At 45.3% G+C, this 11,999-nt stretch carries 12 protein-coding genes and 3 pseudogenes; 12 read left to right on the top strand and 3 right to left on the bottom strand.

All coding sequences use genetic code 11. From position 1 onward, the window contains the following. Window positions 1-9: 9 nt before the first annotated feature. Both RE628_RS20945 and RE628_RS20940 read right to left on the bottom strand, forming a co-directional pair. Window positions 10-381: a cupredoxin domain-containing protein gene (locus tag RE628_RS20945; RefSeq protein ID WP_309154857.1), complete on the bottom strand. Its 372-nt coding sequence runs from the start codon at window positions 379-381 to the stop codon at window positions 10-12. A 239-nt stretch (window positions 382-620) separates the two neighbouring features. Further along, the gene (locus tag RE628_RS20940) at window positions 621-983 is read right to left on the bottom strand and encodes a phage holin family protein (protein ID WP_309154856.1); all 363 of its coding nucleotides are present in this window, start codon (window positions 981-983) and stop codon (window positions 621-623) included. A gap of 164 nt (window positions 984-1,147) precedes the next feature. On the opposite strand from RE628_RS20940, the pseudogene RE628_RS20935 reads away from it, so the two are divergent. Continuing rightward, window positions 1,148-3,511 (top strand): annotated as a pseudogene (locus RE628_RS20935) (endonuclease MutS2). Between the two features lie 257 nt (window positions 3,512-3,768). Continuing rightward, a complete protein-coding gene (locus RE628_RS20930) occupies window positions 3,769-4,371 on the top strand; it encodes a hypothetical protein (RefSeq protein WP_309154854.1) in 603 nt (200 codons plus the stop codon). A gap of 139 nt (window positions 4,372-4,510) precedes the next feature. On the opposite strand, the gene RE628_RS20925 is transcribed toward RE628_RS20930, so the two are convergent. Beyond that, window positions 4,511-5,650, bottom strand: coding sequence for an NAD(P)/FAD-dependent oxidoreductase (locus RE628_RS20925; RefSeq protein ID WP_309154851.1), 1,140 nt, complete (start codon window positions 5,648-5,650; stop codon window positions 4,511-4,513). 387 nt (window positions 5,651-6,037) lie between these two features. On the opposite strand from RE628_RS20925, the gene RE628_RS20920 reads away from it, so the two are divergent. The 10 genes and pseudogenes from RE628_RS20920 (at window position 6,038) to RE628_RS20875 (ending at window position 11,891) form a co-directional block, all read left to right on the top strand. Then, window positions 6,038-6,271 (top strand): hypothetical protein, encoded by a 234-nt coding sequence (locus tag RE628_RS20920; protein ID WP_309154848.1) that lies wholly within the window; start codon window positions 6,038-6,040, stop codon window positions 6,269-6,271. Window positions 6,272-6,309: 38 nt separating this feature from the next. Further along, window positions 6,310-6,711, top strand: a complete 402-nt coding sequence (locus tag RE628_RS20915; RefSeq protein WP_309154847.1) for a spore coat protein — start codon at window positions 6,310-6,312, stop codon at window positions 6,709-6,711. A 220-nt stretch (window positions 6,712-6,931) separates the two neighbouring features. Further along, window positions 6,932-7,432: an Lrp/AsnC family transcriptional regulator gene (locus tag RE628_RS20910; RefSeq protein ID WP_309154844.1), complete on the top strand. Its 501-nt coding sequence runs from the start codon at window positions 6,932-6,934 to the stop codon at window positions 7,430-7,432. Window positions 7,433-7,445: 13 nt separating this feature from the next. Next, the gene (locus RE628_RS20905) at window positions 7,446-8,654 is read left to right on the top strand and encodes an aminotransferase class I/II-fold pyridoxal phosphate-dependent enzyme (protein WP_309154842.1); all 1,209 of its coding nucleotides are present in this window, start codon (window positions 7,446-7,448) and stop codon (window positions 8,652-8,654) included. 222 nt (window positions 8,655-8,876) lie between these two features. Then, window positions 8,877-9,065 carry an aspartyl-phosphate phosphatase Spo0E family protein gene (locus RE628_RS20900; protein ID WP_375143131.1) on the top strand — a complete coding sequence of 63 codons (189 nt, stop codon included), beginning with the start codon at window positions 8,877-8,879 and terminating at the stop codon, window positions 9,063-9,065. A 310-nt stretch (window positions 9,066-9,375) separates the two neighbouring features. Further along, window positions 9,376-9,842, top strand: a pseudogene (gene agaB / locus RE628_RS20895) (PTS galactosamine transporter subunit IIB). 11 nt (window positions 9,843-9,853) lie between these two features. Beyond that, on the top strand, window positions 9,854-10,657 hold the full coding sequence (gene agaC / locus RE628_RS20890; protein ID WP_309154838.1) for a PTS galactosamine transporter subunit IIC: 804 nt from the start codon (window positions 9,854-9,856) through the stop codon (window positions 10,655-10,657). A gap of 33 nt (window positions 10,658-10,690) precedes the next feature. Then, window positions 10,691-11,458, top strand: a pseudogene (agaD, locus tag RE628_RS20885) (PTS galactosamine transporter subunit IID); the annotation flags it as partial. Between the two features lie 2 nt (window positions 11,459-11,460). Next, window positions 11,461-11,694 (top strand): PTS sugar transporter subunit IIA domain-containing protein, encoded by a 234-nt coding sequence (locus tag RE628_RS20880; RefSeq protein WP_309154837.1) that lies wholly within the window; start codon window positions 11,461-11,463, stop codon window positions 11,692-11,694. Window positions 11,695-11,720: 26 nt separating this feature from the next. Further along, complete coding sequence (locus RE628_RS20875) at window positions 11,721-11,891, top strand: hypothetical protein (RefSeq protein WP_309154836.1); 171 nt, start codon at window positions 11,721-11,723, stop codon at window positions 11,889-11,891. Window positions 11,892-11,999: the final 108 nt, after the last annotated feature.

Genomic DNA, 11,999 nt, shown 5'->3' with positions numbered 1-11,999 from the left:
CTTAAATGATTATTCATCTACTATAATTTTGGAGAGCATGGCTGTATGTCCGGTTCCGCACATAATGGAGCAGGACATTTCATATTCTCCGACTTCCTTCGGGACAATCGTCTTGGACTCGCTCTTGCCACTTAACTGCAGCCTTAGTCCAGGTACGAGCATTCCATGATTACCTTCGTTGCTCTTAAATGTGATCTTCACCGGGACACCCTTTTTCAAATGATACTCAGGCTGATCGAATTGATAATTGGTCGCTTCAATCGTAAGCTCGGCCTCTGGTGTAATGTTATTATCTTCAGAACTGGTATTGGAACCGCTACCACAAGCAGCTAAGAGGAGTAATAACACAGATGTAGCCATGAGTGCAATAGTCTTCTTCATAATCATCACCTGCAATATAGTATTTTTGTGACAAATTTAAGGATATTATAGCGCAGGTTCTTAGGTTGAAGAGAGGGACGGTATGAATAATTAGTGAACATTTTCCAATTTTTTTCGAAATAGAGCTATTTTCGGCGAGTATGTGGATATGAGAACATAAAAAAACTACCCCGATTCCTCCAAGTATGGGGGCGCGGGGCAGTTCTTGCTGCAACTTATAACCGTAATTCAGAAGGAACTTATCGGGATCTATTATCCCGGCCTGCTTCAAATGGTGTAGATACGGGGATAAACAGATCGATAATCCCGATCACTAATGCCGCCAGTAAAGCGCCGATTACAGACACGGAAACCCCGGATACGACGAATTGGGCGAGCCAGATCACGAGCGCGCTGGCCAGAAACCCAACGATACCGCGTCCAAATGGAGTGACCTTCTTGCCGAATATGCCCTCAATGGCCCAACCCAATAAGGCAATTACAAGAGCGAGCACCAAAGCGCTCCAAAACCCACCTACACTGAATTGTGGGACGAGCCAACCCACAACCAGCAATACTAGGGCGGAGACGATAAAACGGACAACATGCCCAAGAAAATTCACGGTATTTGCCTCCTTTTTTGATGAAATTCATGTGGCAACTCCATATTATGATGTTCATGAAAGTCGGTTATTATGTGCCTGTATTTTTAAATTTGGGCGAAATAGCGAAATTTGAGCTGTTTCGATATAATGTAACCATAGCTCGAGAGAGGTTGTGAAGTTTCTTGGATCAAAAAATACTGAAAACGATGGAATATCCAAAGATAATAAATCAATTAGCCCGGTACGCGCAGACCTCGCTTGGCAAACAGATGGTAGAGGACTTACATCCAGTGACCCATTTGGAGGATGTGAAGTTGATGCTGCAGGGGACGGAGGAATCCTTTACGGTTGATCGACTTAAGGGTTATCCTTCCTTCGGGGGAATTGTAGATATAACGCCGGCTGTGAGACGTGCCCGCATCGCTGGTACGCTGAATCCCCATGAACTGCTAGGGATTGCGACGACACTTGAAGGTTCAAGACGAATCAAGCGCTATCTGTCAGCAGTACACGAGGACAATCCAGTGGAGATATTATTTACGTTGAGTGAGTCCTTGAGTGAGCAGAAGCACTTAGAGGAAGCGATCAAACGCTGCGTCGATGATAATGCGGAGATTATGGATTCGGCAAGTGCGGAGTTATCGCAAATTAGACGTGAGCTACGTGGTGGTGAAGTACGGATCCGCGAGAAGCTGGATGCAATGATCCGTTCGTCGACGGTCTCGAAGATGCTGCAGGATCAGATTGTTACGATTCGCGGCGATCGCTTCGTCATTCCGGTTAAGGCGGAATACCGTTCTCATTTCGGCGGAATCGTGCACGACCAGTCAGGTTCGGGGCAACTCTGTTCATTGAGCCAGAGTCGATTGTAGCGATGAACAATAAGCTGCGTGAGACGAAGCTGCGTGAGGAGCGAGAGATTGAGGTTATTCTTCAGAAACTGACTGCGCTCGTAGGGGAACAGGCGGAACTGCTGCTATATGATATCGATATTCTGGCTCAGCTAGACTTTATGTTCGCTAAGGCGCGTCTGGCGCGTGAGATGAAGGCCACGATGCCGAGAATGAATGACCGTGGCTTCATCAAGTTGCGGAAAGGACGTCATCCGCTTATTTCGATTGACCAAGTTGTTCCAATTGATGTTGAGCTTGGTAATCAATTTTCGACGATTATCGTCACCTGGTCCAAACACTGGCGGGAAGACGGTTACGTTGAAGACGATCGGCTTGCTCAGTCTGATGGCTATGTCCGGATTGTTCGTTCCTGTTGAAGAAGGATGTCAATTATGTGTATTTGACGCGATCTATGCGGATATCGGCGATGAGCAGAGCATTGAGCAGAGCTTGAGTACTTTCTCCAGCCACATGACGAACATTATCTCGATTCTGAAGAACATGACGCCTAAGAGTCTTGTTCTGCTGGATGAGCTTGGGGCGGGAACAGATCCAGCTGAAGGCTCGGCTCTGGCGATTGCGATATTGGAGCATATTCATTCCCTTGGTTGTAGAATGGTAGCGACTACGCACTATAGCGAACTTAAGGCTTATGCCTATGAACGTAAAGGCGTTATCAATGCAAGTATGGAGTTTGACATTAATACATTAAGTCCTACCTACCGCTTGCTGGTTGGTGTTCCTGGCCGAAGCAATGCATTTGCAATTGCTGAACGGCTTGGGCTCCCAGCCCCGATTCTTGAATTTGCCCGTGGTGAAGTTAAAGAAGAGGACCTGCGAGTGGAGAATATGATTGCCAAACTCGAAGAGAATCGGAACATTGCTGAGCAGGAACGCGAGACCGCTGAGAGATTGCGTAAAGAAATGGAAAACCTGCGAAACAAGCATGAGGCCGAGCTTGAGAAGCTGGAGCAGCAAAAAGAGCGTTACTTGGAGAAGGCGGAAGAGGAAGCAAGGGCGGTTATCACTAAGGCTCGCAGCGAAGCGGAGAACATTATTGACGAGCTACGCCTGCTTGCCATGGAAGAAGGAGCTTCGGTGAAGGAGCATAAGCTGATTGCTGCTCGTAAGCAACTCGATGATGCTGAACCGGCGATGCGTAAGAAGCCTGCTGCTCGTAAGGCTGTCAAACCGAAACGTTCGATCCAACCCGGCGATGAAGTGAAGGTTCACAGCTTGAATCAGAAAGGTCATATTGTCGAGCTGTCCGGCGACAAGGAAGCACTTGTTCAACTGGGTATTATGAAGATGAAGGTTGCGCTTGAAGACCTAGAATTGATTGGATCAGCTCCAGTAACGAAGCCGATTCAGCGAGTCGCGGCTAATGTGAAACGTACCCGGGACGAGAATGTACGGACAGAGTTGGATCTTCGAGGAACCAATCTTGAAGAGGCACTGATTGAAGTGGACCGCTTCATTGATGAAGCGTACCTTAGTAATCTTGGGCAGGTCTATATTATTCACGGTAAAGGAACCGGGATTCTGCGCAGTGGAATATCTGACTATTTACGCAGACATAAGCATATTAAGAGCTACCGTCTTGGAAATTACGGAGAAGGCGGCACAGGAGTTACGGTGGCGGAGCTTAAATAATTCGTCTTGAACGAATATGATCCATGTAGGGGGAGTAAGATCATGCTGAAGAACCTGGTCAGGGTTTTATTCGCGGCTGCCGTATGCTTTATTATCGCAGGGATTATTTATCTTTGGATGGCGTAATACGCATTTAAGTGCGAGTTTAATAAGTCCAGCTTTCAGCACCGAGAAGGTTGGATGAAGCTAGGCCTGAGGAGCGGAGCGTACGTAGTTTGTACGTGAGCACCGGAAGGTCCGGCTGAATTCAAAATTCGATGCCGATTAAGCTACCAGTATTACTTCGTGATCAAAGTTGGACTAAAGAGAGGATGGGAACGATGGATACGACGATTTGCCCATGGTGCCAGACAGAAATAGTATGGGATGAAGAGATAGGGCCCGAGGAGCATTGCCCTTATTGCAACAATGAATTGAAGGGGTACCGTACTCTGAGTATCGGGATCGATGAGATTCAGGATGAAGATAGCGACTACGATGAGGATGAGTATGAGGATCAGGATCAGTCAGATCTCTGGGAGCATGGAGAGAGTGGGCATCTCGATGCAATTCGTAGAGTAGAGACATTTACCAAGGCGGGCGGAGATTTGTTGGCCTATGAATCCGGAATTGAGAAAGTACTGGATGGACAGGAAGAGGTTCCGGAATGCCCTCATTGCCGTGAGTATATGCTGTTCGCAGGCAGCCAACCTTTGCCGGACAGCTTCGTACCTGCAGTTCCGGCTGGACTTACGAAGCCACTGGTGCAGAAGGCAGCCAAGCTGGATATGTATATTTGCTCGGCATGTTTTCATGTCAGTCATTTCTTGACAGAAGATGAGAGAATGCACCTCATCCGTACCGTGACTGAAGAAGAATAAAAGTCAGTTGAAAAAGAACCTTCATTCCCTTGAACGGAATTGAAGGTTCTTTTTTGTTATTCAGGGGTTGGTCGGGTTGTTCTTGTTAATGAGAACATCTGCATGTCAGGTCGCTCTTCTCCACAGATTACATCCGTAATCATCTCTGCGGCGATCGTACTGCACACTGTACCGTTACCCCCATAACCTTCAAGAAAATAGCAGTGCGGATAATCAGGATGTGAACCAATATATGGAAGTCCGTCATGTGTGTGCCCGAATACGGCACCCATCGGTATTCAGCTTGAATAGAAGCAGTCTGCGGGAACATTTGATGTACATAATCCAGTAGTTGCTTGCTCTTGGCTAGATAGCGTCCTTCTACAAGTTCACCGCCAGGTAGGGACTCATCTAAGCCTCCGGCTATAATCCTACCGTCTTGGGTTGTTCGGAGATAGTAATATGGCCGGGCTGTCTCCCAGATCAAGCTCTGCTCATACCAATCTCGAAAGTCTTTGAGTGGCTCGGTAACGATGACATAAGAGCTTGTTAATTCAGCCCCTTTCTCTCTCTTGTATTGCTGTGTCTCATATCCGGTTGTAAAAATAACATGTTTGGCTGTGATCTGTGAATGACCGCATCGGCAGATCACCCGATCATGAGTAAATTCGCAGCCGCTGATCGAGGATTCCTCATAGACCTTCGCGCCCTGCTGAACTGAATGTTCGACCAGACTGTGAACGAAGGCATATGGGTTGACCTCTGCGTCTCCCTTGGTATAAATGGCTGCAGGTTTTTTAAAAGGAAAATGTGTTGAGATCTGATCATCATTCCACCATGCCGCATCAAAACCGTAGCGCTTCAGCGTACTATACTCCTCTCTAAGCATATCGACATCTTCCGTAGTGCTGGCAAAATATAAGCTACCGCGAGGAATCACCCTGGCCTCTTCGGGAAATTCCTGACTAAGACGTAATAAATGTTGGATAGCATCACGGCAGAGCCGATAGAAATGTACGGCGTCCTGTTCGCCAAATGTATGAATCAGAGAGGTTAGCGTCTTGTCATTGGAAAATTGGAGCAGGCCAGTATTCGCCAGAGAACTACCTGAGGCGACTTGATGGCGTTCAACAAGGACAGTATCGATGTTCTTGTTGGTAAGAAGTTTTGTCGTTAGTGCTCCGCCCATCCCGCCTCCGACAACTAACACATCACAGGTGATATCCGTATTTAAGTGGGGATATCGGGAGGCCTTAGGGGCTACGGTGGGCCAGTAATATTGACCATAATGCAACTTCAAAATAGGCCACTCCTTTAGAGGTAGTTCAAAAGTTCGCTTTTGATAAGAAAACCTGATCGAAGCCAGTCCAAGGAGGAGCGACCGCGATTCAAAGGTAGGTTTTCTTGCGATATAGAATTTCATCAGCTCCGCTGATAACGTATAAATTCTATATCTAACACGAGGTAACACTGAGAGCTTACTCGACATCGAATCTTGAATTCAGCCGGGTCCTGCGGTGCTCACGTACAAACTACGTACGCTCCGCTCCTCAGCCCCTAGCATCATTCAACCTTCTCACTTTTGTTCACGAGGATGTCATCAGTATGTCCAACTTGAAGCATTATAAAAAATGGTTTGCGGGAGCATAATAGGCAAGAATTGAATCAAAATTCAGGAGGAATAGGCATGGACAATATGCAAATGAAGCCTCTCACAGGAAAGGAATTGGATTACATCTCCGATTCCCTGTCTAATGAGAATATGCTTATCAAGTTATGTGCAGCGGCAAAAAGTGTATCGGCTAACGGACAAATCAGCCAGGTCATAGGTCAGCATCTACAGGTTCATGAACAGCATACTCATCAGATGATTGATATGCTTAAGCAGCATCAACAAATGGCTCCGACACAAGGTCATTAACAAAACCATCATGTATATAAACATCTAGGAGGATAGGAATGATGAATCAACAACAGAACCCATCACAGGGCCAACAAGCGTTAACGGAGACCGATTTTCTTAATGTTATTTTGTCCGATTTGAAGAGAACGGTGGGAGAATATACGACGGCGACGACAGAATCGGCATGTCCTAACGTGAGACGCATGTTCACGGACCTGACTAATAGCACGCTTCGATTGCAGGGCGAATTGTATCAGGTGATGGATCAGAATCAAATGTATGCCGCGCCAGCTCCGGCACCCCGCCAACTTATTGATAAGGAGATTCAGACGGCACAGCAGGATCATCAGCAGGCACATCAACTCAGTCAGATGAACAATATGCAACCCGGTGCTTTCTCCCATCAGAGCAATGTGGAGAATCACACTACGAACGTACAAAACCCTTACTTAACCTGAGCCGTTCAAACAGCGGTATTAGCGATCCATTCGACTTGCTGTTATCGTTTAGTTGCCGTCCGTCCAGAGGAGAACTCATTCTCGTGGCGGACGGTTTTTCTTTGCAGATGCATGAAATTCATGTAATATTATTATAAATTTAGTTTTCGGCAGGCGGGTGCGGAAGGTTGTATCCTAACTAACGACCTGACATTGCCGGAACAGCGCTGGAGGATGAAGGATGAGACAAATGAGCGAACTTAAGCTGAAAGTGCTGGATCTTCTGAAAGAGGACGCGAGGCGTGACCCTAATTTGCTGGCGACATTGCTCGGCGCGACTCCTGAGGAGATAGCGGAAGCGATCGCGGAATTGGAAGAGGATAACGTGATCGTGAAGTACGCTACGGTAGTTAACTCCAGTAAGCTGGACGATGAGAAGGTTACGGCGTTGATTGAAGTACAGATAACGCCTGAGCGCGGAAGAGGGTTTGAGGCGATCGCCGAGCGCATTTATTTGTTCCCACAAGTCATGAGTGTCTATCTGATGTCCGGTGCATATGATCTACTGGTAGAGGTGGAGGGCCGTAACCTGAAGGAAGTGGCAAGCTTCGTGTCCGAAAAGCTGTCTACACTCGAATCCGTACTTTCGACTAAGACGCACTTTATATTGAAGAAGTATAAGCAGGATGGCATTATTTTTGAAGATCCTGAAGAGGATCGCAGACTTTTGATATCTCCGTAAAGGAAGTAATGATATGAGTGTAAATTCGCAGGGTGTAGAGAACAATAGCAAATCGATGACATCTTACCTGTCTCCAGCAGTGAGGGAGATACAGCCTTCGGGTATTCGCCGTTTTTTTGATTTGGTGAGTGGAAATAAGGATATTATTACTCTAGGTGTTGGTGAACCGGATTTTATAACTCCTTGGCATGTTCGGGAAGCGTGCGTATATTCGCTGGAGCGTGGGTTTACGAGCTACACGTCCAACGCAGGTATGCCGGAGCTTCGCGAAGCAATTGCGGAGTACCTATATAATAGCTATGATCTGAAATACGATCCAAAGGATGAAATGATCGTAACCGTAGGCGGTAGCGAAGCAATTGATCTTGCTCTCAGAGCTCTAATTGAGCCAGGAGACGAGGTTCTTGTTCCGGTTCCATGCTATATCTCCTATTCCCCGATTACATCAATTGGCGGAGGGGTGCCGGTAGATGTCGAGACTTTCGCTGAGGATAGCTTCAAACTGAAGGCTGAGCATTTACAGGCTAAGATTACGCCGAAGTCTAAGATATTAATATTGAATTATCCAAGCAATCCAACAGGCGGTATTATGACCTATGAGGATTGGTTGCCGATTGCCAAAGTGGTGGAAGAGAACGATCTGATCGTCATTGCCGACGAGATTTATGCGGAATTGACATACGATCACAAGCATGTCAGCTTTGCCTCCCTTCCTGGCATGAAAGAGCGTACTTTGCTCGTGAACGGTTTCTCCAAGGCGTTTGCCATGACAGGCTGGCGTATGGGGTATGTCTGTGGACATCCTGATCTGATCTATGCGATGCTGAAGATCCATCAATATACCGTGATGTGTGCTCCGGTTATGGGCCAGGTTGCTGCACTCGAGGCTTTGAAGAACGGCCTTGGGGAGAAGGATCATATGGTAGAATCGTATAACCAGAGAAGACGCCTGGTCGTACAGGGGCTGCGGGATATCGGTTTGACCTGCCATGATCCGCAAGGAGCTTTTTACGCCTTCCCTAGTATCGCATCGACCGGGCTTAGCTCCGAAGAATTCTCACAGAGACTGCTTATGGAAGCTAAGGTCGCGGCTGTGCCTGGCAACGCTTTTGGTAGTGGAGGCGAAGGCTTCCTACGTTGTTCCTATGCGACTTCGGTCAGCCAGCTTAATGAAGCGTTGCACCGAATGGGTCAATTTGTCCATAAGCTGAAGCAAGGCTAGGACTGGTGCTGCGTCCATGAACTATTTATCTGGGAAAATGGCTCTATTTAACATTTTTTTCATTTATTAATTGATCAATGTCCAATTCATATGGTATAATCTGTTTTCGGAGGAAGGTTATAGTTTCTCAGGGAGGGATAACTTTTGGGTTGTGGTGAGTACAATCTAGTATATGATATGGCGGGGCTATTGATCGCTGAAGACAATGAATCAAACAAGTGGATGGTAGAAGCGAGACGTAGGACTTCACCACAAGCTGTGACCTTGGAAGATGAAATTCATATACTTCGCAATAGAATGGAAAAGATGTTCTTACAAGAGAAGTCTTTTACCTCGGATATTGTAATCGAAATCAGTCGTTTGCTCGATCTCAAGATTAATGAGTTTATGAAAAAACGCGGACAAAAATAATAAATGAATCAGATATGGTTCAATAAATATTAGGAGCTATCCCTTAGTAGTTTTACTACTGAGGGATAGCTCCTTTTTATTTCTCTCAATATCAATTAAAGTGAAAAGCTTACGATTTCGAAAAACAACAATCATATTTTTAAAGATGAAAATTATACTGATATAAACGATGATTTGTAGGTCAACCCCCGGTGTTATGAGTTGTTAGATAAGGGGGTAGAGGAGCTAGAAAAATAGAGTTGACCACTTTTTGTAAGCGCTTTAGATTAAAGCAACATGTCCTAATGCCAGGGGAAGGAGGGAAATATTAATGCCTAACATTCTGCTTACTCGTATTGATAATCGGCTTGTCCATGGACAGGTCGGGTCACCTGGACCACTACATTAGGTGCCAATCTATTGGTAGTAGTCGATGATCAAACTGCAAATGAGCCTCTTCAACAACAGCTTATGGAGGTAACAGCCAAATCATCAGGTGCCGGTATCCGCTTTTTTACCATTCAAAAAACCATTGATATTATCCACAAAGCTGCGGATCGTCAGAAGATTTTTATTATTTGTAAAACACCAGAGGTTGTTCGCCAATTAGTTGACGGCGGGGTTCCAATTCAAGATGTTAACGTGGGGAATATGCATTTTACAGATGGCAAGAAACAGCTTACGAAAAAGGTCTATGTGGATGATAAGGACTTGGAGGATCTGCGCTATATCCAATCAAAAGGCGTCAATGTCTTCATTCAGGATACGCCTGGTGATACAAAAACTCTTATTAAATAAGGAGTGAGGGAATGGATATTTCATTAATGCAAGGAATCATAATAGCTGTTATTGCAATTATCGCAGGTTTTGATTTCTGGCTGGAAGGGTTGTTTATCTTTCGCCCGATCATTGTATGTACCCTTACAGGACTTGCACTGGGCGATGTAACAACAGGAGTTATAGCCGGTGGATTAACGGAACTTGCTTTTGCGGGTCTAACACCTGCTGGTGGAACACAGCCACCAAACCCTATTTTGGCTGCTGTGATGACGGTTGTTCTGGCGCATACGACCGGAACGTCACCAGCTGCAGCCATCGGTCTTGCGTTACCATTTAGCTTCCTAATGCAATACATTATTTTATTCTACTATTCCGTATTCTCTGTATTTATGGGGAAAGCAGATCAATATGCAAAAGAGGCTAACCTTAAGGCGTTTTCTAGAATTACAATTTTACCAATGGTCATTGTCGCGGTGACGTACGGAGTTGTAGTGTTCTTATCTGCCTATGTAGCTCAAGGCCCGATGAAGGATTTAGTGGCGTCGATGCCAGCTTGGTTGACACATGGCTTTGAAATTGCCGGCGGTATTTTACCAGCAGTGGGTTTCGGTTTGTTGTTGAGAGTGATGCTCAAAGCGAAGTTTTTCCCATATTTATTAATTGGTTTCTTAGCTGCTACGTTCATTCAATTCGGAAACTTGCTTCCTGTTGCTGTATTAGGTTTAGCTGCGGCCATGTATCAATTCTACAATGATAAAGAAAAGAGGAAGCTAGAAAAGCTAATCACCGAAAATCAAGCAAATATGGGAGGGGGCTACGAAGATGGAATCTAACCCAAAAAACAAGAACGAGTTCTCTCAAAAAGTGATATTACGAAGCTGGGTCTTCGTTCCGTCTTACTTCAGGCCAGCTTTAACTATGAACGCATGCAGGCTGGTGGTTGGCTGTATTCAATGTTGCCATTTCTGAAGAAGATTCATAAGAATAATAAAAAAGAACTATCTAAATCGATGCAGGATAACTTGGAGTTCATCAATACTGCCCCTCCTGTCGTACCTTTCTTAATGGGTCTTTTATTATCACTTGAAGAGAGTAAGGAAGACCGTTCCACGATCAAAGGTTTGAAGGTCGCTCTGTTTGGACCGCTTGCCGGAATCGGTGATGCGATATTCTGGTTTACGCTTTTACCCATTGTTGCGGGGATCTCGGCATCTTTTGCGAAGGATGGAAATTTGCTCGGTCCAATTATATTCTTCTTAGTCTATCTTGGCGTCTTCCTGTTAAGGATTTTCTGGGCTCACATGGGATATAACCTGGGAACTAGGGCAATCGCGATGATTAAAGAAAACTCGGAGGTTATCTCCAAAGCCGCTACGATTCTAGGGGTTACTGTTATCGGAGGTTTGATAGCTTCATATGTGCATATTAATGTGGCAGCAAGTTTTACGGTAACTTCAGGCCATACGATATCTCTGCAAGAAGAATTCTTTGATAATATTTTTCCGAATATTTTACCATTTGGATATACGTTCTTAATGTATTGGTTAATTAAAGCGAAAAAAATAAGTCCTGTTATTCTCATTGCCGCAACGTTTGTTCTGGCTATCATTCTGTCTTACTTTGGGGTGCTCTAAAAATGAAAAAGCTGGTCGTTACAGGGCATGGTCATTTTGCAACAGGTTTACAATCCGCAGTCGAATTATTGGCTGGAAAGAATGATGATATTTTCTATATCGATTTTCTCCAGAGTGACTCGAGTACCATATTAAAAGCTAAGTATGAAGCTGTTCTGAGTGAGAATCCTGACAGTGAGTTTCTATTCTTCTGTGACCTGCTCGGGGGACTCCGTTTAAGACCGCAGCAACTATAGCATCCGATAAAGACAGAATTGGGGTTGTGGCAGGTGGTAATGTGGGAGCGTTGATCGAGATGATAGTTACCAAAGAAGAGTACACTATCTCTGAATTGGTTGAGCAATTCATTACAGTGAATATTAGTGCAACTGGTGTGTTTGAGAAAAGAGCACGATCTATTCGGACAGAAGAAAACGGTGAGGATGGAATTTGATCCAGATTTAAGTGTAAACCCGTTTCACATCTAATGTGGGCGGGTTTATTCTTTGTATGCTGTACGAACAGTCGCGATCAGCAAGTTGTTTAGGCCATATACAGAAAA

The sequence above is a fragment of the Paenibacillus sp. D2_2 genome (assembly GCF_031199965.1).
Lineage (GTDB): Bacteria > Bacillota > Bacilli > Paenibacillales > Paenibacillaceae > Fontibacillus.
The sequence above is the reverse complement of the archived record's forward strand: the minus strand, read 5'-3'. Positions and strand labels throughout refer to the sequence as shown.

What these genes read in the sequence shown, in the direction of transcription:
- RE628_RS20930 (WP_309154854.1), top strand. Translation starts at nt 3,769, where the DNA reads ATGCCGATTAAGCTACCAGTATTACTTCGTGATCAAAGTTGGACTAAA.
- agaC (WP_309154838.1), top strand. Translation starts at nt 9,854, where the DNA reads ATGGATATTTCATTAATGCAAGGAATCATAATAGCTGTTATTGCAATT.
- RE628_RS20915 (WP_309154847.1), top strand. Translation starts at nt 6,310, where the DNA reads ATGATGAATCAACAACAGAACCCATCACAGGGCCAACAAGCGTTAACG.
- RE628_RS20900 (WP_375143131.1), top strand. Translation starts at nt 8,877, where the DNA reads ATGGTAGAAGCGAGACGTAGGACTTCACCACAAGCTGTGACCTTGGAA.
- RE628_RS20905 (WP_309154842.1), top strand. Translation starts at nt 7,446, where the DNA reads ATGAGTGTAAATTCGCAGGGTGTAGAGAACAATAGCAAATCGATGACA.
- RE628_RS20910 (WP_309154844.1), top strand. Translation starts at nt 6,932, where the DNA reads ATGAGACAAATGAGCGAACTTAAGCTGAAAGTGCTGGATCTTCTGAAA.
- RE628_RS20920 (WP_309154848.1), top strand. Translation starts at nt 6,038, where the DNA reads ATGGACAATATGCAAATGAAGCCTCTCACAGGAAAGGAATTGGATTAC.
- RE628_RS20945 (WP_309154857.1), bottom strand. Translation starts at nt 381, where the DNA reads ATGAAGAAGACTATTGCACTCATGGCTACATCTGTGTTATTACTCCTC.
- RE628_RS20880 (WP_309154837.1), top strand. Translation starts at nt 11,461, where the DNA reads ATGAAAAAGCTGGTCGTTACAGGGCATGGTCATTTTGCAACAGGTTTA.